19 protein-coding genes and 1 other annotated feature are annotated in these 25,210 nt (G+C 45.2%); of the genes, 17 read left to right on the top strand and 2 right to left on the bottom strand.

Annotation, left to right across the window (positions count from 1 at the left end):
- The first annotated feature begins 255 nt into the window (after window positions 1-255).
- The 13 genes from AR1Y2_RS14095 (at window position 256) to AR1Y2_RS14030 (ending at window position 18,235) form a co-directional block, all read left to right on the top strand.
- Complete coding sequence (locus tag AR1Y2_RS14095; protein WP_137329544.1) at window positions 256-2,088, top strand: NAD(P)-binding protein; 1,833 nt, start codon at window positions 256-258, stop codon at window positions 2,086-2,088.
- Window positions 2,082-3,800, top strand: a complete 1,719-nt coding sequence (locus AR1Y2_RS14090; protein ID WP_137329543.1) for a [FeFe] hydrogenase, group A — start codon at window positions 2,082-2,084, stop codon at window positions 3,798-3,800. Before AR1Y2_RS14095 ends, AR1Y2_RS14090 begins: the two co-directional genes overlap by 7 nt.
- A gap of 220 nt (window positions 3,801-4,020) precedes the next feature.
- A complete protein-coding gene (locus AR1Y2_RS14085; protein ID WP_137329542.1) occupies window positions 4,021-5,220 on the top strand; it encodes an NADP-dependent isocitrate dehydrogenase in 1,200 nt (399 codons plus the stop codon).
- 512 nt (window positions 5,221-5,732) lie between these two features.
- Window positions 5,733-5,989, top strand: a binding site (T-box leader).
- 127 nt (window positions 5,990-6,116) lie between these two features.
- Window positions 6,117-7,574, top strand: a complete 1,458-nt coding sequence (gene trpE, locus AR1Y2_RS14075; RefSeq protein ID WP_137329541.1) for an anthranilate synthase component I — start codon at window positions 6,117-6,119, stop codon at window positions 7,572-7,574.
- Window positions 7,571-9,208 (top strand): bifunctional anthranilate synthase component II/anthranilate phosphoribosyltransferase, encoded by a 1,638-nt coding sequence (locus AR1Y2_RS14070; RefSeq protein WP_137329540.1) that lies wholly within the window; start codon window positions 7,571-7,573, stop codon window positions 9,206-9,208. The genes trpE and AR1Y2_RS14070 overlap by 4 nt, the downstream gene beginning before the upstream one ends.
- A 12-nt stretch (window positions 9,209-9,220) precedes the next feature.
- Window positions 9,221-10,000: an indole-3-glycerol phosphate synthase TrpC gene (gene trpC / locus AR1Y2_RS14065; RefSeq protein ID WP_137329539.1), complete on the top strand. Its 780-nt coding sequence runs from the start codon at window positions 9,221-9,223 to the stop codon at window positions 9,998-10,000.
- Window positions 9,997-10,620 (top strand): phosphoribosylanthranilate isomerase, encoded by a 624-nt coding sequence (locus AR1Y2_RS14060; RefSeq protein WP_137329538.1) that lies wholly within the window; start codon window positions 9,997-9,999, stop codon window positions 10,618-10,620. Before trpC ends, AR1Y2_RS14060 begins: the two co-directional genes overlap by 4 nt.
- Window positions 10,613-11,803, top strand: a complete 1,191-nt coding sequence (gene trpB / locus AR1Y2_RS14055; protein ID WP_137329537.1) for a tryptophan synthase subunit beta — start codon at window positions 10,613-10,615, stop codon at window positions 11,801-11,803. Before AR1Y2_RS14060 ends, trpB begins: the two co-directional genes overlap by 8 nt.
- On the top strand, window positions 11,793-12,578 hold the full coding sequence (gene trpA / locus AR1Y2_RS14050; protein ID WP_137329536.1) for a tryptophan synthase subunit alpha: 786 nt from the start codon (window positions 11,793-11,795) through the stop codon (window positions 12,576-12,578). Before trpB ends, trpA begins: the two co-directional genes overlap by 11 nt.
- A 218-nt stretch (window positions 12,579-12,796) precedes the next feature.
- The gene (locus AR1Y2_RS14045) at window positions 12,797-13,855 is read left to right on the top strand and encodes a sigma-70 family RNA polymerase sigma factor (protein ID WP_137329535.1); all 1,059 of its coding nucleotides are present in this window, start codon (window positions 12,797-12,799) and stop codon (window positions 13,853-13,855) included.
- Window positions 13,856-13,972: 117 nt separating this feature from the next.
- Window positions 13,973-15,082, top strand: a complete 1,110-nt coding sequence (locus AR1Y2_RS14040) for an RNA polymerase sigma factor (RefSeq protein WP_137329534.1) — start codon at window positions 13,973-13,975, stop codon at window positions 15,080-15,082.
- Between the two features lie 233 nt (window positions 15,083-15,315).
- Window positions 15,316-15,567, top strand: coding sequence for a hypothetical protein (locus tag AR1Y2_RS14035; RefSeq protein WP_137329533.1), 252 nt, complete (start codon window positions 15,316-15,318; stop codon window positions 15,565-15,567).
- Window positions 15,568-15,592: 25 nt separating this feature from the next.
- Window positions 15,593-18,235 carry an InlB B-repeat-containing protein gene (locus AR1Y2_RS14030; RefSeq protein WP_137329532.1) on the top strand — a complete coding sequence of 881 codons (2,643 nt, stop codon included), beginning with the start codon at window positions 15,593-15,595 and terminating at the stop codon, window positions 18,233-18,235.
- A gap of 78 nt (window positions 18,236-18,313) precedes the next feature.
- Here the strand turns inward: AR1Y2_RS14030 and AR1Y2_RS14025 are convergent, their stop codons facing one another.
- Both AR1Y2_RS14025 and AR1Y2_RS14020 read right to left on the bottom strand, forming a co-directional pair.
- On the bottom strand, window positions 18,314-19,624 hold the full coding sequence (locus AR1Y2_RS14025) for an N-acetylglucosaminidase (RefSeq protein WP_137329531.1): 1,311 nt from the start codon (window positions 19,622-19,624) through the stop codon (window positions 18,314-18,316).
- Window positions 19,625-19,780: 156 nt separating this feature from the next.
- Entirely contained in the window at window positions 19,781-21,187 is a 1,407-nt protein-coding gene (locus AR1Y2_RS14020) for an N-acetylglucosaminidase (RefSeq protein ID WP_243118763.1), read from the bottom strand.
- A 201-nt stretch (window positions 21,188-21,388) separates the two neighbouring features.
- On the opposite strand from AR1Y2_RS14020, the gene AR1Y2_RS14015 reads away from it, so the two are divergent.
- From AR1Y2_RS14015 to AR1Y2_RS14000, 4 genes are all read left to right on the top strand, one after another.
- Entirely contained in the window at window positions 21,389-22,198 is an 810-nt protein-coding gene (locus AR1Y2_RS14015) for an amino acid ABC transporter substrate-binding protein (RefSeq protein WP_137329530.1), read from the top strand.
- Between the two features lie 111 nt (window positions 22,199-22,309).
- On the top strand, window positions 22,310-22,981 hold the full coding sequence (locus AR1Y2_RS14010; RefSeq protein ID WP_137329529.1) for an amino acid ABC transporter permease: 672 nt from the start codon (window positions 22,310-22,312) through the stop codon (window positions 22,979-22,981).
- Window positions 22,982-22,994: 13 nt separating this feature from the next.
- Entirely contained in the window at window positions 22,995-23,756 is a 762-nt protein-coding gene (locus tag AR1Y2_RS14005) for an amino acid ABC transporter ATP-binding protein (RefSeq protein ID WP_137329528.1), read from the top strand.
- A 58-nt stretch (window positions 23,757-23,814) separates the two neighbouring features.
- Entirely contained in the window at window positions 23,815-25,182 is a 1,368-nt protein-coding gene (locus tag AR1Y2_RS14000) for a citrate/2-methylcitrate synthase (RefSeq protein WP_137330282.1), read from the top strand.
- The last annotated feature ends 28 nt before the right edge of the window (window positions 25,183-25,210 follow it).

Here is a 25,210-nt window from a genome sequence, read left to right as displayed (position 1 = left end):
AAATGAAAAAAAGTGCAAAAAAAAGATTGTTAAAAATATATACAACTTATTTTGTAAAGCCTAAATTTATTTTGCGCGTAAACACCGCATTTAGCAGCGGAAACAGGGTAAAAAGTAGAACAATAAAGGCATAAGAACCGCGGTTTTATGCGGTTTTTCGTTATTATATTAACGGTGTTTTTAGACAAAATCTATTGTTTGTACAGGAGTTATTGTATATAATTAGATACAATATCAAAAAGAAAGGGTGATGGAATGAGTCGCTTAGAAATTGTGACGCCGGACCGGGCGCAGATTGTGATGGAAGGGCTTTATAAGGATCTGGAGAGAAGGATGGAATCCAGTCCTCCGGGTATCTGTCCGGTCGATATGTCCAGGGCATTTTTGGAACTGTGCCATGCACAGACATGCGGAAAATGTGTGCCGTGCAGGATTGGGCTCGGACAGTTAAAGAATCTGATCAACGATGTATTGGACGGGAGGGCCACCATAGAGACCCTGGGACTGATCCGGGATACAGCGCAGTCAATCATGGATTCTGCGGACTGTGCCATCGGTTACGAGGCAGCCAATATGGTCTATAAGGGAGTGATCGGTTTCAGGGATGATTATCTGGAACACATCATGTACAATCGATGTCTCATGTCCCTGAAGCTACCAGTGCCTTGCGTATCCCTATGTCCAGCACGGGTTGATATACCGGGATACATAGCTTTGGTCAGGGAGGAGAGGTATGCAGACGCTGTGCGCCTGATACGCAAAGACAATCCTCTGCCTACTACATGCGGATTTATATGTGAGCATCCGTGTGAAGCCAAATGCCGTAGGAATATGATCGATGATTCTGTAAATATCCGCGGACTGAAACGGGTTGCCGCTGACTTTGCGGGCAAGGTCCCGCCTCCTCCGTGTGGTGAGCCAACGGGCAAAAAGGTTGCCATCGTAGGAGGCGGACCGGGAGGCTTAAGTGCCGCTTATTATTTACGGCTGATGGGCCATGATGTCACAATTTTTGAAATGCTGCCGAAACTGGGCGGTATGCTCCGATATGGTATTCCAAACTACCGCCTTCCAAAGGAACGTCTGGATGAAGACATCGAGGCGATCCTTGCAACGGGAGTCAAGGTGCAGTACGGGACAGTGATCGGAAAAAACTGTTCTGTCAGCCAGTTGAGGGAGCAGCATGATGCAGTGCTGATCTCCATCGGTGCCAGTACAGACAAAAAGCTGGGGCTTGAGGGAGAAGATGCTGAGGGTGTGATCTCAGCGGTACAGTTCCTACGGGATGTAGGACACGGCAGGTGTGAGTGCCTTAACGGACAGGAGGTTGCGGTAATCGGCGGAGGCAATGTCTCAATGGATGCCGTCCGCACAGCTGTCCGTCTGGGAGCAAAGAAGGTAAGCATTGTTTACCGGAGGAGAGTTGCCGATATGACCGCTCTGGCTGAAGAGATCGAGGGTGCCATAGCTGAGGGCGTGGAAGTGAAGACTTTAATGGCACCGTCCAGGATTGAGACCGGGGAAGACGGAAAGATCAAAGGCATCTGGGTCACTCCGCAGATGATCAGCAAGATACAGAACGGAAGAGCCAGTGTGCGTCCAACCGGGGAGGAGGATGTATTTATTCCGTGTGAAACTCTGGTGGTAGCCATCGGCCAGGATATCCTGTATGAACATTTTGAAGAAAATGGAGTTCCGGTGCAGAGAGGAAAGATCAAGACAGAAAAGTACGGCGGATTTGACGAGATACCAGGCGTATTTGCCGGAGGGGATTGTGCAACAGGACCGTCCACTGTTATTTCTGCCATCGCCGCAGGTAAGGTGATCGCCGCGAACATTGACGAGTATCTTGGCTTCCGCCACGAGATCACCTGTGATGTGGAGATTCCGGAGCCGCGTCTGGATGACCGCCCTCCTTGCGGAAGGGTCAACATGACAGAGAGAGAGGCAGGAGAACGTGTCAATGACTTTGAAGGCGTAGAAAATTGTATGTCCAAGGCAGAGGCCCATCAGGAATCCGGCCGGTGCCTGCGCTGTGACCACTTTGGATTCGGCGTATTTAAAGGGGGGAGGGATATTAAATGGTAACACTGACAATTGACCGTATGGAAGTAACGGTGCCGGAAGGCACGACGATCATGGAGGCGGCGGCTTCTGTTCATATCGATATCCCAAGACTCTGTTATTTAAAGGGGATCAACGAGATCAGCGCCTGCCGTGTCTGTGTGGTAGAGATGGAGGGCAAGGACAAATTGATCACCTCCTGCAACAATGTAGTGGAAGAGGGCATGGTCATCTATACGAACAGCCCCAAGGTAAGGTTAAACCGCAGAAAGACGGTGTCTATGCTGCTGTCACAGCATGACGGACAGTGCGTTAACTGCAGCAGAAGTATGAACTGCAGTCTGCAGACCATAGCAAATGATCTTAATATTTTGGAAAATCCGTTTAAACAGGAACTGGTGCATAAAGAATGGGATAAAACATTTCCTCTGATCAGGGATGCCAACAAGTGCATTAAATGTATGCGCTGCGTACAGATCTGTGATAAGGTTCAGGGACTAAATGTCTGGGATGTATCCGGGACCGGAGCGAGGACCAATGTGGATGTATCCAGAAACCGGGATATCCGCGTGGCGGATTGTTCTTTATGCGGGCAATGTATCACCCACTGTCCGGTGGGGGCATTGAGAGAGCGGGATGACACATCCATGCTGTTCCAAGCGCTGGAAGATGAAGACAAGATCGTGGTTGCCCAGATCGCGCCGGCTGTCCGGGCTGCTTGGGCGGAACAGCTGGGTCTGTCCAGAGAAGAAGCCCCGGTAGAAAAGATCGTGACAGCCTTCAGGCGGATGGGAATCGACTATGTATTTGATACAACATTTTCTGCTGACCTGACGATCATGGAAGAAGGAAGTGAGTTTGTAAAACGTCTGCAGGACGGGGATTTAAATGAGTATCCAATGTTTACTTCCTGCTGCCCTGGATGGGTGAGATTCATAAAGACCCAGTACCCGGACATGGTCGGCAGGCTTTCCACCGCAAAATCTCCACAGCAGATGTTCGGTGCCGTGATGAAGTCTTATTTTGCGAAGAAACTCCAAGTGGATCCGGAGCGGATCTTCACACTTTCTATCATGCCTTGTCTGGCTAAAAAAGCAGAGAGGGAAATGGAACTGTTCTATGAAGAATACGCGGGCCACGATATTGACTGTGTGCTTACGACCAGAGAGCTGGACAGGATGCTTAGGGCGGAACATCTGAACCCAAGATATCTGGAGCCGGGTGAATTTGATTCTCCGTTTGAAGTGGGAACAGGAGCCGGTGTAATCTTTGGAGCTACCGGCGGTGTTATGGAAGCTGCACTGAGATCTGCCTATTACCTTGTGACCGGAGAAAATCCGGATGCGGATGCTTTCCGCGAAATACGCGGCGTAAAACGGGAGGGATGGACGGAAGCAGAGTTTGATGTTGCGGGAACTGTGATACATATCGCAGTTGTCAGCGGCCTGGGAAATACTAGAAAGCTCATGGAAGCAATCCGAAATAAAGAAGTGAAATATGAATTTGTGGAGGTCATGGCCTGTCCGGGAGGCTGCGCCGGAGGCGGGGGACAGCCGATCCATGACGGTTTTGAACTGGCAGAGGAGAGAGGGTCCAGTCTCTATTTCCTGGACCAGAATACCGAGGTCCGGTTCTCCCATGACAATCCGGATATACAGAGTCTTTATAAGGAGTTCTTTGAGCAGCCGTTGTCCCATAGGGCACATCAGCTGCTGCACACAGAACACGAAGTTTGAGTTTTTCTTCATTGTCTCCAGTCGGCTCTGGAAAGGCCTCCTTCCAACAATGAAGAAAAACTCTCCAAAGTATGAATTATGAAAGTGCTGCGCCAATGTCGGAGGATCGTGTTTTAAGCAGGCCGGAGACATTGGCGTGGCACTTTACTCTTTGACAGGGTTTTCTTTTTTCGCTATAATAGTAACAATTTACGGAGAATGCAAGAAAAGGAGAACCAGTATGAGCAAAATTGAGATGACGACACCGTTGGTTGAGATGGATGGGGATGAAATGACCAGGATCCTCTGGAAGATGATCAAGGATGAGCTTTTGATCCCGTATATCGACTTGAAGACGGAATATTATGATCTTGGACTGGAACACAGGAACGCCACCAATGACCAGGTGACCTTTGATGCGGCGGAAGCTACCAAAAAGTACGGAGTAGCTGTTAAATGTGCTACGATTACACCAAATGCTGCAAGAATGGATGAGTATGACCTCAAAGAAATGTGGAAAAGCCCAAACGGGACCATCCGTGCCATCTTAGACGGAACTGTGTTCAGAACTCCGATCACAGTAAAAGGGATTGAACCGACTGTCCGCACATGGAAAAAACCGATCACCATCGCAAGACATGCTTACGGGGATGTGTACAAAGGTGTGGAGATCAAAGTACCGGGTGCTGGAAAAGCAGAATTGGTCTATACAGCAGAAGACGGAACACAGATCAAAGAGCTGATTCATGAGTTTGACGGTGCCGGAATCCTTCAGGGAATGCACAACACAGAAAAGTCCATCCGCAGTTTTGCAAAGAGCTGTTTTACATATGCATTGGATACAAAACAGGATTTATGGTTTGCCACGAAGGACACAATTTCCAAGAAATATGATCATACATTTAAGGATATTTTCCAGGAAATCTACGACGCAGAGTACAAAGACCAGTTTGAGGCAGCCGGGATCGAGTATTTCTATACATTGATCGATGATGCAGTCGCACGTGTCATGAAATCAGAGGGAGGCTATATCTGGGCCTGCAAAAACTATGATGGAGACGTAATGAGTGACATGGTGTCATCCGCATTTGGATCACTGGCTATGATGACCTCTGTCTTAGTATCCCCGGACGGATACTATGAGTATGAGGCAGCACACGGGACCGTACAGCGCCATTACTATAAGCACCTGAAAGGGGAAGAGACCTCTACCAACTCCGTGGCGACTATTTTCGCCTGGACGGGAGCGCTGAGAAAACGCGGTGAGATGGATTCCAATGAAGCTTTGGCCAGGTTTGCTGACAAGCTTGAAAAAGCCACCATCGATACCATCGAGGAAGGTACAATGACAAAGGATCTTGCACTGATCACTACATTGGAAAATGTCAATGTGGTCAACAGCCAGAACTTTATCAAAGCCATCGCTGAAAAGCTTTCATAACTTATAGACTGATCAAAGCCCTGAAAGAGATTTCGGGGCTTTTTTCTTTTGAGACAGCAAAAAATATCAAGCCTGCTTCACTGTTCCAGATTATAATCATTTTATCAACGAAAGGAACGGTAGATACTCTCATACAAACGTATCAGTATATCTGGGGTGCCTGGTTTCAAAAAAGTGGATAGGGGCTTGCAAACTGAAATTTATTTCCCGATCACTGATAAGAATGTAAAAAAAGTAAAATAATGGTTGAAACTAAAAGAAAATTGTATTATAATGTAAATCAAGGATGAGGAATCATTCTCACACAATCTTGTACGAATATATCATTCATCTCTTTTCAAATATAAACTACTAAGACCTACGCAGAATCAGGCGTACGAATCTCATTCCAACCGAATCTATATCTATTTCAAATACTTCCAATCATTGAAGTGAGAGTGGTTTCCATCCTTAAATTTAATAAAAAATACTTGACAGAATTTGGTTTCCTGGAATATAATGATAAAAAATTACGAAATCCTTTGAGCAAAAGTAAGTAGCTTGACAAACGGTATTACAGAGAGCGGCCGGTCGGTGTAAGGCAGCATACACGTGTCATGTGAATGGGTTTGTGAGGAGCGCAGAGAACACATTTTGTCAGTATCTGCCGCCGTGATCCCGCGTTATGGGAACGGAGTATAAAAGCATAAGCGGAGTACTCTAAGAGGAGAGTCTATGATTTCGGAAGGACTCTTGAATTTGGGTGGCACCACGGTCTATCGTCCCTTGTAGAGGGATGATAGGCCTTTTTTTGTTTTCATAGGAGAGTTCTCTTAACTTCTCTATGTAAACAAAATGCGTAAGGAAATTATTTGCCCCTGGAGCGAAGTGAACAGCGAAGAAGATAGGAGGATTATATGTTAAGTCCAACATTAGAACAGGTAAAGAATTTATTGACAATTTATCCGACAGTGCCGGTATTTTATGAGGTTTTGGGTGACCATGTGACGCCGATCCAGGTGTTTATGGCGCTGAGAAAATCAGGGACTCCATCTTTTATGCTGGAGAGTGTGGAGAACAGAGACCAGTGGGGGAGATATTCTTTTATCGGAGTAAATCCCAAGAAAGAGATTAAGATCAATGGCACAGAGATAGAGCTTGACGGAAAGAAGCAGACGGTGGAAAACCACATTGCCTATTTAATAGACATGGTTAATGCATACCAGTCACCGGTGCTGGTAGATAAACCAAAGCTTACAGGCGGGTTTATCGGATATTTTGGCTATGACACCATCCGGTTTGTGGAAAAGAAGCTGACCAATGTACCGGAGGATGATTTGCATATGCCGGAATGCCATTTGTGCATGTACGATGAGATCGTTGCTTTTGACCATCTTACAAACCGGGTGATCGTCATTCAAAATGTCCATGAAGACGATGATCTGGAAACAAAATATGCAAGTCTGGAGCCGAAGGCAAAACAGATGATCGAACAGATCGACAACTTCCGCATGGTCAGAAAAGAACATACAGCAAAAAGTGAGACCAGGGTCCTATCAAATCTAACCAAGGAAGAGTATATGTCAAATGTGGAGAAGGCTAAGGAATACATTAAAGACGGAGACATCTTCCAGGTAGTCCTGTCACAGAGGTTTGAGGTTGAGAGTGAGGCTGATCCATTTGACGTATACCGGTGTTTAAGGACAACAAATCCTTCCCCGTATTTATACTTCTTTGATTTTGTAGACTACCAGATCGCAGGGGCCTCTCCGGAGATGCTGGTGAGCGTCACAAACGGAATCGTGACAACAAAACCTATCGCGGGCACAGTGCCGAGAGGAACTACAAAGAAGGAAGATGACATATTCGTCAGACAGCTTATGCACGATCCGAAGGAACAGGCAGAACATACCATGCTTGTGGATCTTGGAAGAAACGATGTGGGAAAAGTGTGCCGGTTTGGCACGGTCCGTGTGGATAACTTTATGTCGGTAGAGAAATATTCAAAAGTAACCCATCTGGTAAGCGATGTGCAGGGGGAGCTTAGAGAAGATAAGACAGCTCTGGATGCCCTCATGAGCATACTGCCTGCGGGAACATTATCCGGGGCACCGAAGGTCAGAGCCATGGAGATCATTGATGAGCTGGAAAATAAAAAGCGGGGGCTTTACGGAGGAACCGTCGGGTATCTGGCATTTGACGGCAACATCGATACCTGTATCGCCATCCGCACGGTTTTATTCAAAGACGGAAAAGGATACGTGCAGGCCGGGGCCGGTATCGTCGCGGATTCTGAACCGGAAAAGGAATATAAAGAGACTGAAAACAAGGCTCTTGCAGTCATCAATGCGATTAAGGAGGCGGCCAAATTATGATTTTATTAATAGATAACTACGATTCTTTTACTTATAACGTCTATCAGGGAATCGGTGAATTATACGAAAATATTGAAGTCGTAAGAAACGACGAGATCACAGTGGAAGAGATGAAAAAGAAAGATATAGAGGCATTGGTTATCTCTCCGGGGCCGGGATATCCGGATACGGCGGGAATTTCCAAGGAGGCTGTCCGTTACTTTGCAGGCAGGATTCCAATCCTCGGCATCTGCCTTGGGCATCAGGCCATAGGGGAAGTGTTTGGGGCAAAGACGGTTCATGCACAGCAGCTGATGCACGGAAAACAGAGTAAAATAACAGTTGACAGTAGTGTGTCTCTCTTTCATGGACTTCCAGAAACGCTTCCAGTGGCCAGATACCATTCCCTGATCGTAGACAGGGAGGGAATGCCGGATGAACTCTTAATTGTGGGCACCGACGATGAAGGGCAGGTCATGGCAGTAAAGCATAAAGACTATGATGTTTACGGCATACAGTTCCATCCAGAATCCATTTTGACCGAGTCCGGGAAGACCATTTTTGAAAACTTTTTAAAGCTTGCTGGAATCGAAATCAAGACAGAAAAGAAGGAGGAAGAGATGGAGGCAGCTAAGAAGATCGTCATGAAACCATACCTGGAAAAGATCGTAGAGGGGAAACATCTGACAGCGGACGAAGCGTATGAGGCCATGGACTGTATCATGTCCGGAGGAGCGACCCAGGCACAGATCGCAAGCTTTGTCACAGGGCTTAGGATGAACCACGAGACGGTGGACGAAATCACTGGATTTGCAAAAGTCATGCGGGCAAAAGCGGCAGTTGTAAAAGGCGAGACGGAGGCCATTGATATCGTGGGAACCGGCGGGGATCTGGCAAGCAGTTTCAACATCTCCACAACGTCTGCATTTGTGATCGCAGGGGCAGGGCAGAAAGTGGCAAAGCACGGCAACCGCAGTGTGTCTTCTAAAAGCGGGGCAGCGGATGTGCTGGAGGCATTGGGGGCTAAGATTGGACTTTCACCGGAGCAAAACCAGAAATGCCTGGAGGAGATCGGAGTAGCGTTCCTGTTTGCGCAGACACATCACGGATCTATGAAATATGCCGGTCCAGTGAGAGCCCAGCTGGGGGTCCGGTCGGTATTTAATATTTTAGGGCCGCTGGCAAACCCGGCCATGACAAATTATATCGTACTTGGGGTTTACGAGGAGGATCTTTTAAGACCGATGGCGGAAGTTATGCAGAATCTGGGCGTTAAGCAGGCGATGATTGTATATGGGGATGACTGTCTGGATGAGATCTCCATCTCTGATACTACCAGCATCTGCGAGATCCGGGATGGAAAGTTGATCTCATATAAGATCAGTCCGGAAGAATTCGGCATGGCTATGGCACCAAAGGATTCCATCAAGGGCGGAACATCAGATGAAAACGCAGTGATCACCCGGGAGATCCTTACTGGGAAAGAACAGGGGCCAAAGCGGGATATTGTCCTTATGAATGCAGGCAGCGCACTCTATACTATAGGGGCTGCAAAGGATATGCAGGAAGGAATTGAAATAGCAAGGAAGTCCATCGATTCCGGAAAAGCCCTGGAAAAACTCAACCAGTTTATTGAATTTACCAACCGCTATTAGGAGAGAGAACCAATGATATTAGATGAGATCGTAGAAAAAAGAAAAGAACAGCTTCAGAGAGAAAAAGAAAAATTCCCTTTGGAGGAGATCAGGGAGATGGCTCTGAATTCCAAAAGAATTCCACTGGATTTTAAGTCGGCGCTTCAGGCTGACGGGATCTCCATCATTTCGGAGGTAAAAAAGGCATCACCGTCCAAGGGAATCATCTCAGAGGATTTTCATCCCACAGATCAGGCGAAAGCCTACGAAAAAGCCGGGGCCAATGCCATTTCCTGTCTCACGGAGGAACATTATTTTAAAGGGGCGGCCAAATATCTGGCAGATATCAGGGCCAGTGTAAGCCTGCCAATCCTGAGGAAGGATTTTATCATTGATGAGTATCAGATCTACGAGGCAAAGGTTTTGGGAGCCGACGCGGTCCTTCTGATTGCGGCCATCCTGGAGGAAGGGGAGATTCTTAAATTCTATCAGCTGGCAAAATCCCTTGGACTTTATTGTCTTACCGAAGTACACAATGAGGAAGAGCTACAGAAGGTCACACGCTGCAAATGCGATATCATCGGGATCAACAACCGGGATCTGAAGACCTTTGAGGTAGACTTGAACACAACAAAGAATCTGGCCACAAAGGTTCCCTATGAGGCGGTTCTTGTATCTGAGAGCGGTATGAAGGACGGATCAGATATAAAAACCGTGAAGGAATATGGGGCCGATGCGGTGCTCATCGGGGAAACCCTGATGCGTTCAGGAAATATAAAAAAGACGATTGAGGAATTAAGGGGAAGCCTATGAAAATCAAAATGTGCGGGCTTCGAAGACCGGAGGATATCATCTATGCAAATGAGTGTATTCCGGACTATATCGGCTTTGTTTTTGCCGAGAGCAAAAGAAAAGTCAGTGCCCAAAAAGCACAGGAGCTGGGGAAGCAGTTAGACCCCTCCATTAAGAAGGTGGGCGTCTTTGTAAATGAAGCAGCAGAGAATTTGATCTCTGAAGCCTGGCAGTCGGGCATTGATATCATTCAGCTGCACGGGGACGAAGACAGAGAGTACATCGAAAAAGTGAAATGGCAGACAGGAAAAGAGATCTGGAAAGCCGTCCGTGTGAGGACGGCAGAGGACATCCAAAAAGCCATGGAGCTTCCGGCAGATAAGCTTCTGCTGGACAGCTTTTCAGAAGATTCCTATGGGGGCACCGGAAAGGTCATGGACTTTGACGTTCTCCGGCAGGCAGACATCCATAAGCCTTACTTTATAGCAGGTGGTCTGACTATAGATATTCTTCCTGGGATTTTAGAGGATACAGAGCCATACGGAATTGACATTTCCAGCGGGATTGAAACCGGGGGAGTCAAAGACAGAGATAAAATGATACGGGTAATCCAGTTTGTAAGAGGAGGAAACAATGAGTAAAATCGGAAGATTCGGCGATTTCGGAGGGCAGTATGTGCCGGAGATCGTGATGAATGCAGTGAATGAGTTAAATGAAGCTTATGAAACCTATAAAAATGATCCTGACTTTTTAGAGGAACTCCACAAGTATTACAGAGATTATGCAAACAGGCCGTCCATGCTGTATGAGGCTAAGCATATGACGAAGGATTTAGGAGGCGCCAAAGTCTTTTTAAAACGGGAGGATTTAAACCACACCGGAGCCCATAAGATCAACAATGTCCTGGGTCAGATCCTGCTGGCAAAACGTATGGGAAAGAAACGGATCATCGCAGAGACAGGGGCAGGACAGCACGGAGTGGCAACAGCAACAGTTGCGGCGCTGTTTGACATGGAATGTGTGGTTTACATGGGGGCGGAGGACGTGGAACGCCAGAGCCTGAACGCGTACCGCATGGAGCTTTTGGGAGCAAAGGTGGTTGCCGTTAAGAGCGGGACACAGACATTAAAGGACGCCATCAACGAAGCCATGAGAGACTGGGCTACGAATATTGAGACAACTTTTTATTGTATCGGATCGGTTATGGGGCCTCATCCTTACCCGACCATGGTCAGGGATTTCCAGAAGATCATCAGCGAGGAGACAAAAAAACAGATGCGGGAAAAGGAAGGAAAGCTTCCGGACTGTGTCATCGCCTGTGTTGGCGGAGGAAGCAATGCCATGGGGGCATTCTATGACTTTGTAAAGGATGAGGATGTCCGCCTGGTCGGCGCCGAGGCAGCGGGAAGAGGAGTCCATACGATAGAGCACGCCGCTACCATCGCCAGAGGAAGCAAAGGAATTTTCCACGGAATGAAAAGTCTGTTTCTGCAAAATGAGGAAGGTCAAATTGACGAGGTTTACTCCATTTCCGCAGGGCTTGACTATCCCGGAATCGGGCCGGAGCATGCCCACCTGCATGACATTGGCCGGGCTGAGTATGTGAGCATTACAGATGAACAGGCGGTATGCGCATTTGAGTATTTGACAAAGATGGAAGGGATCATCCCTGCGATTGAATCTGCCCATGCAGTGGCAGCGGCCATGGAGATTGTTCCTAAAATGGAAAAGGATCAAAGTGTTGTCATCTGTCTGTCAGGACGGGGAGATAAGGATGTATTCCAGGTAGCCAGATATAGAGGAGTGAAATTAGATGAGAATTAGAAAAGCGTTTGAAAAGAGGGGAAAAAATGGCCAGAAGGCATTGATCACCTATATTGTATCCGGAGATTATGGATATGAGACCACTAAGAAAAACATTATGAGCATGGTAAATGCAGGCGCGGACATCATTGAGATCGGAATCCCGTTTTCCGATCCTATCGCAGAGGGCATTGTCATCCAGGAAGCCAGCCAGCATTCCCTTAATGGGGGAACCACCCTGGCAGGAATTTTTGAGATGGTAAAGGAGCTTCGGAAGGAGACAGACACCCCGTTTGTGATGATGATGTATCTGAATACCATCTACCGGTTTGGTACGGAACGGTTTTTTGATCTATGCAATGAATGCGGCATTGACGGTGTCATTGTGCCGGATATGCCGTATGAAGAAAAAGAAGAAATCCAGGGAACGGCAGCAGCGCACGGGGTAGACAATATCAGCCTGGTGACCCCGGCATCCCACGACCGGATCGAAGCCATCGCCAAAGATGCGGAAGGGTTCTTATACTGTGTCTCATCTATCGGGGTCACTGGTACAAGGAACGAATTTACCACAGACTTTGACGCATTCTTTGATGTGATTAAACAAAATGCTAAGATTCCATGTGCGGTGGGATTCGGGATCTCAGGACCAAAACAGGCGAAAAAGATGAGCCAGTACTGCGACGGCGTCATTGTGGGCAGCGCCATCGTAAAGATCATCAGCCAATATGGGGAAGACAGCCCCGAAAAGGTATATGAATTCACCAAAAGCCTCCGGGATGCATTGGATGAGTAAACAATCTGTTGTACAATTTGTACAATAAGGGATGGAAGATTATTGATGAATTGTAATAAAATAAAGCTTTTTCGCCAAAAGCCTTATGAAAACTAAGAGAATGTGGTAAAATAAAAGAAAATATGCGGAAAAACAGTGAGAGAGGCCGGAATTTATTCCGGCCTTGTTCTTTCGGATTATCTTGTTGCCGATCATGAATAGAAAGGAGGCAGACAGCTGTGGAGATTGAAGAGCAGATTACAGAACTGATAAGGACAGCCAGACAGAATCATAATGTCATTGATTTGAATGAGGTTGATAAGGTATTTGACAAAAACCTGAGTGAACAGGAGTTTGATTATATTATTAGCCGGCTGAAGGACCAAAGCATAGAGTTCTCGGATTTCACAGCAAAAGATGATGACAGGCAGCATACGGAAGAATCTGTAGAGACAGATCAAGATATTCTGGAGGATTCTGTAAAGACTTATCTGCGCAGGATAGGTTCCATTCCTCTACTGTCCAGGGAGCAGGAGGAGAAGCTGGCAAAGGAGATCGAGGCGGGCAGCCAGACTGCGAAAGACAAAATGATCAACTCGAATCTGCGGCTGGTGGTCAGCGTGGCCAAACGGTATGTGGCTGGCAGCAATATGGCTCTACTGGATCTAATCCAGGAGGGAAATATCGGTCTTATGAAAGCAGTGGACAAGTTTGATTACCGGAGAGGATTCAAATTCAGCACTTATGCTATGTGGTGGATCCGCCAGTCCATTACGCGCGCCATCGCAGACCAGGCAAGAACGATCCGCATCCCGGTCCATATGAAAGAAAAGATGGGAAAGGTAAACAGTGCTGCCCGGAAGTTCCTGGCGGAAAATGGGCGGGAACCCAATACTGACGAGCTTTCTAAGGCTATGGGACTGACCAGAGACCAGATGGAAGAGATCATGAGACTGTACAGTGATACGGTATCGCTGGATACCCCTGTGGGCGAGGAAGAGGATACGATGCTGATCAATTTTGTGGCAGATGAGAGTATGCCGGAACAGTTTGAGTCAGCAAAACATGAGATACTGTCAGAGCAGATTGACCAGATCTTATCAGAACTCACAGAACGGGAGCAGACCATTTTAAGGCTCAGATTTGGTTTTGTGGGAGACCGTATCTGGACCCTGGAGGAAGTGGGAAAAGAATATCATGTGACAAGAGAGCGCATCCGCCAGATCGAGGGAAAGGCTTTAAGAAAGCTGAAAATGAAGAAAGAAACAAAACGTCTGAAAGCTTATATCGAAGATTGAATTTTATAGGTCCCAGGAAGGATGAACCGGTGGAAAGAAATTTCCTCCGGTTGATTTTTTTGATTTTCTCCTATATACTTTGTTTCAAAACATGGTGCAGCAAATAAAGGGAGAAGGATGAGAGAGAAAAGATATGAGGAACTGGTTCCCTATGTGGAACAGGCAAAACAGGGAGACGGGCAGGCTTTTGCCTATTTGTACGAGGCGACGATCGAACCGACTCGGTTTTTTGTATACAATTTTTGTAAGAACCGGAACAAGGTCGATGACCTTCTTCAGGAAATCTATCTGGAGGTCTACCGGTCTCTGCCGTCTTTAAAGGACAGCATGGCTTTCTGTGCATGGCAGAGGCAGATTACATATCACTGCTGCGTGAAATCCATTAAAGAACATGAAGAGGCCTTTATCGGTGACGAAAATGTAGAGTTTATCAAGAGCCTTACTGATGACAGCGAAACTCCCCAGGATGTGGTATTGGAGAACGAAAAGACGGAACTGCTGCATAAGTGTATCCAGAGACTTCCAGAAAAGCAGAGGGCGGCTCTTTTGCTGTACTCTTTCCAGCAGATGAAAATGAAGGAGATCGGGGAGGCACTGGGCTGTAAAGAAAATGCGGTCAAAAATCTACTGTTTAACGCCAGGAAGAATTTAAAAAAACAGATTGAAATGCTTCCCGCGGAAGATCGTGAAGTGCTGAACATCAGAAGTTTTGGATTGTTTACGCTGTATCCGATTCTCCGTGAATCGTTGGCTTATTCTTCAAAAAAAGGTGCAAAGCAGGGAATCCTTGCCCTGAAAAAGCTTGCCATCGGAGCAACGGTTGCCATCGGGGCCGGTACGGCAGGAGTCCTTCTTTTTGGCGGGGAAGAACTGCCGGAACAGTCTTTCCGTAAAATGTCCTTGGAAGCTCCGCAGTGGGAAACGAAAGAATTATCAGGGATCAGGATTCCGAAAAAGGAAGAAAAGAAAAAGCAGGTGTATGTGCCTGTGAATGTTCGGGATATGAAAGTCAGCAAAAGCAAAGAGCAGATCGCAATATATGTGTCAGGGGATGTGGACTATCAAAGTACCTTTGCGGAAACGGCAGGGGGAAAAAAGCTAAAGCCAAGTAAATATGACCCGAAAAAGCAAGTCTTTTATTTTTCTATTTATGTAAAGGACTTTGCTTTTCACCTGAAATCCAAAGACGGAACAGAAGAAATATTTGATTTCCGGAAGAAAGCCTGAGAAGCATTAAAAGCTTTTTAGGTTTTTTTATTTCATAGGAAAGCGTCCTATGAAATAAAAAACGCTCCGCGAGGATCGCACTACAGCGGTAAGGAATTATGTCGCCAAAGTGACCCGCCGCAGACATAAAATCCCGCTTGCGGGATTCTTTTTTGTTTTTCTGTCTAACTTTTTCAAAGCGGTGCAGTACCTGGAAAGAAATTGACGAAAGAAACAGAAAGGGAGACAGGATTATGAAAAGAAAATGGTTCGTTTTTTTGCTGGCATTTGTGATGTGTACCGGGCAGACAATGATTTTTGCAGAGTCCGATACCGGTCAGGAAGAAAAAGTGACTGGAAAAGTAGAATCGATAGAGCAAACAGACTTGGAGAATGAGGCACAGATAGAGCCGCAGAAACTGAAAAAGGAAGAAATTGGGGGGGGGGGTAGAAAAAACAGAAATATCTGCTCCGCAAGAAAAGAAAAGGAAAAAGAAGACAGCTAAAGTATTAAAAAGAGAAGGACAGACTATGTTGGATGTCAGTTTGGGAAATATCAGGATCAATCAGACTGGAGCTTCCGGAGGGGGCCTTTTGGAGGCTGAGACAGAGCTGAACCCAAATGGATATTATATCACGGGCAAGACGAACAAATATAATGTGATGGTGGCAAAAGGGGTCAAGACGGACCTGACATTTGACAGTGTCGAGATTCAAAGTAACAGTACGACACGGAGCTGTGTGATTGTCTCCCACGCTGAGGTGACGATTACGTTGAAGGGTATCAATAAATGGGAGTGCAATTATGGACAAAGTACAGGATATAATGGAGGAGCTGCTCTGGCAAAAGACGGAATGGATGGATTTCTTACGCTGCAGTGTGAGTATGCAGACCAGGAAGGACATCAATGCGATGACAGCTGTGGAACGCTGATTGCCAACGGAAATACGGATCATGCAGGAGCTATCGGAAGCACGATGAGTAATGTCCAGAATGCAGGGGAGTCAGGATTTTGTAATTTTAAGATAAGAGGAGGAAACATTCAAGTCAGAGGAGGTACCCACGTGGCAGGAATTGGATCGGCGTGTGGTGCTCAACATCAGGTTTCCTCAGCATGTACAAAAAACATTTATATTTCAGGAGGAAATATAAAAGCAACTGGAACCGCCTATGGACCGGGAATCGGAGGAGGATATGGCAGTGATTTAGATGGACTGTATATCACCGGAGGCAGGGTTGAGGCGCGAGGAGGTCAATATGCACCAGGGATTGGGGCAAGCAATGGATATAATTCTAACTATAAGCTGAAAAATGTACAGATCAGCGGTGGAGATACGGTTGTCATTGCCATAGGGGACGCAGCTACTAACATGCCGGGGATTGGAGCGTATGGAGGTGCAACATGTGTTACTAATGTAACGGCAGAGCCAGACCCAGGATATCAGGGTTATATCCAGGATGGAACAAGCCTGGACAATTTCACCTTTATGGCAGGGACTCCGTTCCACGACAAAGTTAATATCCAGGTAGGAAAGTTTTGCACTAAGGTCTATTTTGGCCCATTCCGGGATGTGAATGGAATCGAGGATGATACAAAAGAACAGATCGGAGCCAACCATGTGATCAGTAAAAGCGGTGGAGATCCGTTTACAGAAGATTTACTGCACCATCTTACAAAAGTAACAGGAAAGCAGCAGGACGGGACAAACTTTCCGCCAGAACAGTTAACGCTGGCAGACCCGGAAGAATTGAAAGCCATCAATGCTGCGAAGATAAAAGGAGAGATTGGAGATTTTCCACTGACCTATACGACTCCTAACGGTACCACTGCCACAGTAACAGTATTCCTAAGAAATGATGGGGAGGATGCGGCTGAATTTGAAAAAGAAAATGGGAAGGAACAGATCGGAGCCAACGATTTTACAAAGGAAACAGGAGGCAGCCCGTTTACAGAGGAGGATCTTAAGAATCTGGGAGAGGTAAAAGGCAAAGATAAAGACGGCAATAATATTTCACTGGATAACTTTACGGTGGATCAGGAGCAGTTTAAGAAGATCAATGAACATAAAACGCAGGGAAAAGCAGGAGAGTTTGAACTGACGTACTCAGACGAGAAGGGAAATCAGGTGACAGTGACGGTCACACTGGTTGGAGAATTTGACGCTATCACAGAAGATCCGGACACAAAGGAACTGATAAAGGGAAAAAATATCATCAGCAAAACAGGCGGGGATGGCTTTACGAAGGATCAGCTGAAACAATTATCCATGGTAAAGGCGGTGGACAAAGACGGAGCGGACATTCCGTCAGAGGACATCGGTTTTACGGACGAGGAACAGATCGCTGCGATCAATGCGGCAAAGACGGCGGGGCAGATTGGAGATTTCCCTTTGACTTTTCGTACACCGGAAAATACTGTAGTCACGATCACGGTATTTTTGAGGGATGAGGGTACAGATGCAGAGAAAGCAGGAGGAGACGGAGGATTTTCAGTGATCGGAGCGAACCATATAACACAGCCCACCAAAGGGGACCCATTTACAGAAGAACAGATCATCGAACTCTGTCAGGCCAAAGGAAAAGATAAAAATGCAGATAATACAAGGATTTTAGTTGATGCAAACCAGTTTGGCGTCATCAATCAGGCAAAGACACAAGGAAAAACAGGAGTCTTTGATCTGACATTTTCACTGCCTGACGGGAATCAAGCATCAGTCAAGGTAACACTCACAGGAAACCATAGTGTTTCTTTTGATTCAGATGGAGGAGATGCTACCCCTGAGACGCAGACAGTGAAGGGCGGGGAATGTGCAGTGCCGCCACAGGATCCTAAAAAAGAGGGGTATGTATTTGAGGGCTGGTATTATACTGATGAGAACGGAAAAGAGGTAAAATGGGATTTTAACACCCCGGTTCACGAAGATGTAGCTTTAAAGGCCCGGTGGAAAAAAGAAACCACGGTCACAGCCACAGCTACAAGTTCCGTCCCAACGCCAACGGAAATTAAGAAGGAAAGCAACAAGAAGTCTGTGCCTGAATGGGAATACAGTAAACGGGTGCGGAGAGTCCGTGCAGCTAAAACAGGAGATGAAAAACAACTTTTATATCTGATCCTGATATTTGGTACGGCTTTGACCGGAGTAACAGCGGGGATAAAGAAAAAGAAAAGTTAAAAGAAACAGCCGGGAGCATCGCAATGCTTCCGGCTGTCTTTATAGTATAAATAAATTTTTCTAATCACCGTACCAAATTTATTTGAACTTCGGACGGTCAAAGGTCAGTGTATTTCCTGTTGCATAGGCACTTCTGAACTGGCTGTACATCAGTTTTCCGATCTTCTGAGCATACCCTGGATCAGTGGCATACTGATGCCAGATGTAGGAGGTGTTTGGATTATAGCGGAATTTATACAGAGTGTTCTGTTTGTATGTACTATTATTTATATACTCCTGGCTGACGTATTTTGCAGCGCCTTTTATCGCTTTATCAACGCTTGTCCATCCCTGATAATAAGCATAACTAAAGCCGCAGAGCTGTGGATCTGAGTCATATGCTTTAATACCGTATAGGTTGTAAACTTTTTTTGAAGATATTTTTTTTGTTTTATATTTTCCTTTTACCTTTTGAAAACCTGTCACGTTTCCTTTCTTATCCCGCACTACAGAATCTCCAGTAATGACTTTTGTAATAGCTTTTCCCTGGGAGAGAGTACTTTTTCCATAGCCTGTCTCTAAAATTGTCTGACATAAAAAGTATACGGGATCGATCTTATAGGATTTTGCGGCACTGTTTAAAGCGGATCCTTTATTTTTTAACACACTTTTTGAACTGACCTTGCTGTTGAGAAGGCTGTTATATTTTGAACTGTTGACTGTGCGGTATGTATTTAGGCGGAGATACTGATATCCATGTGTCGGGTCGGTGCTTGTTGGAACGTAACTGTTATAGTTAATTTTTTTTCCGCCGTAAGATTTCACAGTCTGGGCTTTGATATAATCGGAAGTCTTCTTATTATAATTGGTCGTAGTATTTGATGTGTATAAATAGCTGTAACCAGGCTGGTTGATGTGGATCCTTTTTGCTGAAGAAATATAGGAGTAATCTAAGCCTAGATTCTTGATCGTAAAATTAGCCGGCAGCAGAATGTTATATTTCTTTGTCGTATAATATTTGACGGAAACAGGTGCCACAGATAAAGTTTTTTTCTTGCCGTTTACATAACAGGTCTTTTTATTTTTATAGAAGGTAAGGGTTTTGCTCTTATATTTTAATACCAGTTTTCCTGTCTTTTTGTTATAACTGCGTTTTACCTTCGGTCCGTGCTTCACAAGAATGTCATAGTAAGGGATCATGTTAATACTGTTCATTTGTATACCCGGAGTTTTTGTTGAGATTCCCTTTTTTGCATAAGTAAAATTCAGTTGCTTTCCGGTATAATATCTGGTTTTGCCCTTGTATCTTATCTTTAGGGAAGCCGCTGAGATGTTCGACTGAGGCAGGCCTGAAAATATGGATGTGAAAGCGAAAAGCATTGAAAATGCCGCAATCGTTCGTTTCTTCATAACTTATTTATCCTCCTTATGTAATTAAAATGTAATATGATTATAGCATTATTTTAAGAAATATACAATATTATTGTAATATTAATGTAATATTCGCGGGAAGAGATAAAAAATGGCACAGAACGAAATTCTGTGCCATTTGGCTTTGCTTTTTCTTTAATTAAATACTGGTGTGTCATAGACAAAACCGTTTGTACTGGAGTAAACGTCTTTATAAGTGTTCATTAATTTGCCAATAGATTGGGCGTAGGCTGGATCAGAGGCATATTGATGGCCTAGGTCCGCCAGGTAAGGACTGTAGCGGATTTTATACAGGGTGTTTTGTTTATAGGAAGCATGATGGATATAATTATTACTGACATATTTTGCAGCTCCCTGAATGGCTTTGTCTACGCTTGTCCAGCCTTGATAATAAGCGTAACTGAATCCTCCCAACTGTGGTGCATTGTCATAGGCTTTGATGCCGTATAAATTGTAAACTTTTTTGGATGGGATATCTTTTACTTCATAATAAGCATTATCATTTATTTTATAGTATTTTTTCCCATTTTTTTCTCCAGCTTTTTTTTCAGCTTTCGTTACAGGCTTAAAAGCAGTTACTTTGGTGCTGTCCTCACCTTTTTTTAGTTTTGGATAAAGCGAATCGCCGGTGATAACCTGTGTCACTGCTTTTCCTTTGGCAAGGGTACTTGTACCATAACCGCTCTCGTGGATCGTCTGGCAGAGGAAATACAGCGGGTCAATCTTATATGTACTGGCAGAACTTGTAATCACAGAGGCTTTGCCTGATAAAACACTGCCGGATTTTTTGGAGAGCATTGTCTGGAGTGTTGATGAAAACTTGGAAGCATTCACCGGGTGATAAGTATCAAGCCGGAGAAACTGGAAGCTGTTTGTATTATCCGTAGTTACTGGAATATATTTTTTGTAGTCGATGGTCTTTCCACCGTATGTTTTCCATTCTGCCTGCTGTTTTTTTATATAATTCGTAAGAGTCGTATTATATTTTGTTGTTGTGTTGGACTTGACCGTAGATGAAGAGTTATTGGAAGCTGCCGGTTTTGCATAATCGATCCGCTTTGCAGAGCTTGAATATGTATAACTGATCCCCAGGTACTTGGCCGTAAACTTGGCAGGAACTAAAATATAGTTTTTGTTAATACTGCGGTATTTGACTGTCAACGGTGCAGTGGTAAAGGTCCGTTTTACACCGTTGGTGTAAGCATACTTTTTATTCTTGTAGAATGTAATGGTCTTGCTTCCGTTGGTGAGCACAAGTTTTCCGGTCTTGCTGTTGTAGCTTCTCTTGACTTTCGGTCCATTTTTTACGATTGCATTATAATATGGCAGCATATTGACCTTGTTGATCTGGATGCCGGGAGCTTTTCCGAGGTCTATTTTTTTCCCTTTATAGTAAAAGGATAGTTGTTTTCCTGTGTATGTACGATTTTTGCCGGAATAGCGGAGAGCCAGGCTTCCCGCAAAGACAGAAGCTGTCATGGAGAGACTCAGAACCGTAGAGACGGCGAGTATTTTTAGTCCTTTTATTTTCATGGTATTCATTTCCCTTCCTTTCTTTACCAAAGATAAATCTAATATAACATGGATAGGCGGCTGAAAACAAGGATTTTCCAGGAAAAGAGACAGGAAATACTATCCATAGAGATTGACAAAAAGGGTGTAGTTTGATAGTATATTAACGTATGAATTTAGTACGCTAATGTGCTATCATAATAAGGAATGGAAAAACGGAGGAGTTTTAGGATGAGAGTGAAAAAATTATTAGTGCTTTGCGTAAGCGCCGTGCTGGCAGGTTCTATGCTTTTGGCAGGATGTTCTAAGAAAGAGGAGAGCAAGACAGACGACTCCCTTCAGTATGTAAAAGACAACAAGGAATTGATCCTTGGATTGGATGCGTCCTTCCCGCCGATGGGATTTACGGATAAGGACCAGAACATTGTAGGCTTCGACATCGACGCCGCAAAAGAAGTCACAAAGAGAATGGGTGTGAAGCTGAAATTACAGCCGATTAACTGGGATTCCAAGGACCAGGAGTTAGAGGGCAAGACCATTGACTGTATCTGGAACGGACTTACTTACAGTGAGGACAGGGCAAAAGAGATGTTGTGTTCCAAGTCTTATATGGACAATCATCAGGTACTGCTTGTTCCGGTAAAGAGCAAGATTAAGAGCCTAAAAGATGTGAAGAAACAGCAGGTGGGTGTCCAGAAGGGATCTACCGCGGCAGACGCAGTTGACAAGACGGATGAATTAAAGAATGCAAAGATTGTATACTTCGGCAATAACGTTGAGATCTTAAATGACCTTGGAAACGGCTGTGACGCGGCTGTTATGGATGAGGTAGTTGCAAAATATTACGCGAAAAAAGATCCAGGAAAGTTCAAGATCTTAAACGATAACTTAAGTACCGAGAAATATGTCATTGGTTTCCGCTCTGGCGATAAGAAATTATGCGCAGAAGTAGAGAAACAGCTGAAAGAAATGAAAAAAGACGGAACCTTGGCTAAGATCAGTAAAAAATGGTTCGGAGATGATTTGACAACAATCAAATAAAAGACAAGAAGCAAGAGGCTTTTTTGAAAGCCTCTTGATTTTTTCACTGGCACAGAAATTAATTTCTGACTTTTAAAATTCCGGAAAAATATATACTATAGGAGCAAAAAAATGTTTGATGGTATCATACAATGGTTTGAAAAATTGCCTGGCATTGCAAATATGCTGTTACATAACGGATTGGATCAGACACTGATCATCTTTTTCCTGACGCTGGTTTTCGGCCTAACACTTGGTCTGGTCCTGGCACTGGGAAGGATGACAAAGTTTAAGATCATTCAGCTGCCGATTCGTTTTTATCTGCTGATCATGAGGGGAACTCCTCTGATTCTTCAGTTATATGGATTCTACTTCGGGCTGAATCTTTTGCTGGGGATTCGGATCGAGCGCACTATGGCCGCAGTCGTGGCATTTTCACTAAACTATGCGGCATATTTTGCAGAGATCTACCGAAGCGGTATCCAGGCCATACCGAATGGGCAGTATGAGGCGGCCAAGGTATTGGGATTCGGAAAGGCTCAGACCTTTTTTAAGATCATTCTTCCACAGGTGGTGAAGATCATCCTGCCGCCGATGGGAAGCGAATGTATGACACTTGTGAAAGATACTTCCCTTGCGCATGTCATCGGTGTTATGGAGATTTATGTAGTGGCAGCAAACAACATGTCGCGCAGCCGGGGAATGGAATATTTGATCGTAGCAGGTATTTTTTACTTGATTATGAATATGATTGTATCTAAAGTCTTTGGCATCCTGGAAAAACGGATGAGCTATTATCGTTAGAGGAGGAAAGAAAATGAGTGTTTTATCTGTGGCTAATCTCCAGAAGAATTTTGGAAAGCTGAATGTTCTTAAAGATATTTCTTTCCAGATCAATGACGGAGAGATCGTGACGATCATCGGATCCTCCGGTTCCGGGAAATCAACACTGCTGCGGTGTATGAACCAGCTGGAGAAAGTGACCAAGGGGACCATTGAGATCAATGGGCATACTCTGGTTTCTATGAATGGGGATTCACCTGAATATGCATCCAAAGAAATACAAAAGAAAATATTGATGGAGACAGGGTTTGTATTTCAGAACTTTAATCTGTTTCCACATTACAGTGTCCTAAGAAATGTAATGGAGGCTCCTGTGCAGGTAGCGGGAGTTCCGAAGGATCAGGCAAAGGAGAAAGCCATGCAGCTTCTGAAAAAGCTCGGTCTGGAGGAGAAAGCGGATTCCTATCCGTGTGAACTGTCGGGAGGGCAGTCTCAGAGGGTTTCGATTGCGAGGGCTCTGGCTCTGGAGCCGAAGATCCTGTTTTTTGACGAGCCAACCTCAGCACTGGACCCGGAACTGACAGGAGAGGTTCTGAAAGTTATAAAATCTCTGGCGGATCTGAATATGACCATGGTGATCGTCACCCATGAGATGGCATTTGCCAAGGAGATTTCAGACAGGGTCATCTTCATGGATCAAGGGGTCATCGTAGAAGATGCGTCGCCGGAGGATGTATTTAACTCAGCCAATGAACGTACGAGGGAGTTCCTCGGAAAGTACCACGATATTGCATAGAGGGGCGGTACGGCGGAGGTTAAAAATGTAGAATCATAGTAGGAAAGGAGCAATGAAGATGATAAAAAATGTGCCGAATAAATTTTCTGAAATCACACCGGAAATAGAAGAACTGGCAAAGAAGTGCGAAACTAAATTTGACCCGTCTCTTTTTGAAAAGTACGATGTAAAACGAGGTCTGCGGAAACAGAGCGGCGAAGGTGTCCTGGCAGGATTGACGGATATTTCAACAATCGTATCTTACAAGGTAGAGGACAGAGAGATTGTTCCATGCGACGGAAAGCTGTATTATCATGGGATTGATATTGAAGAGATTGTTCAGGGATTCATAAAAGAGGAACGGTATGGATTTGAAGAAACAGTCTACCTTCTTTTATTCGGAGAACTTCCCAACGGAGAACAACTTTTGGACTTAAAGCAGCTGCTGGCAACGTACCGTCAGCTTCCTACTAACTTTGTGCGGGATATTATCATGAAGGCTCCGAGCCGTGACATGATGAATACCCTGGCCAGGAGTGTGCTCACATTGTTTTCTTACGATGACAATGCCAGTGATACCTCTATCCCAAACGTGCTCCGGCAGTCTCTGCAGCTGATCGCGCTGTTTCCTGTGCTGGCGGTCTACGGTTATCAGGCGTACAGCCACTATGAAAAAGGAGAGAGTCTGGTCATTCACCCGCCGCAAGAGGATCTGTCTACAGCGGAAAACATTCTGTACCTTCTAAGGTCTGACAGCAAATACACAAAGCTGGAAGCAAAGATCCTGGATCTGGCCCTGGTGCTTCACGCAGAGCACGGCGGAGGTAACAACTCTACGTTTACGACCCATGTGGTTTCTTCATCTGGGACAGATACATATTCTTCTGTGGCTGCGGCGCTGTGTTCATTAAAAGGGCCGAAGCACGGAGGCGCAAATATCAAAGTTGTACAGATGTTTGCTGATATTAAGGCGAACGTAAAGAACTGGAATGATGAAGATGAACTGAGAGAATATCTGACGAAGATGGTCCGCAAAGAAGCGTTTGACAAATCGGGCCTGATTTATGGGATGGGTCATGCGGTTTATTCCATCTCTGACCCAAGATCAAAGGTGTTAAGTTACTTCGTGGAAGGGCTTTCCAAGGAAAAAGGAAAAGAAGAAGAATATGCTCTATACACCAATGTAGAGAAACTGGCCAAAGAAGTCATTGCAAAAGAGCGCAAGATTTATAAAGGTGTCAGTGCTAATATTGATTTTTACAGCGGCTTTATCTACAGTATGCTGGATCTTCCATATGAATTGTACACTCCGCTGTTTGCTATCGCAAGGATCGCAGGATGGAGCGCGCATAGAATGGAAGAGCTGGTGAACGGAGGAAGGATCATCCGCCCGGCATATAAAGGAGTCGCAGGACACAAAGAATATACGCCGATCAAAGACCGGTAATAGTCAAGAAAAAGGCCGCAGGAGAAAT

The organism is Anaerostipes rhamnosivorans, assembly GCF_005280655.1.
Classification (GTDB): domain Bacteria; phylum Bacillota; class Clostridia; order Lachnospirales; family Lachnospiraceae; genus Anaerostipes; species Anaerostipes rhamnosivorans.
This window is presented reverse-complemented; position numbering and strand designations above follow the sequence as displayed.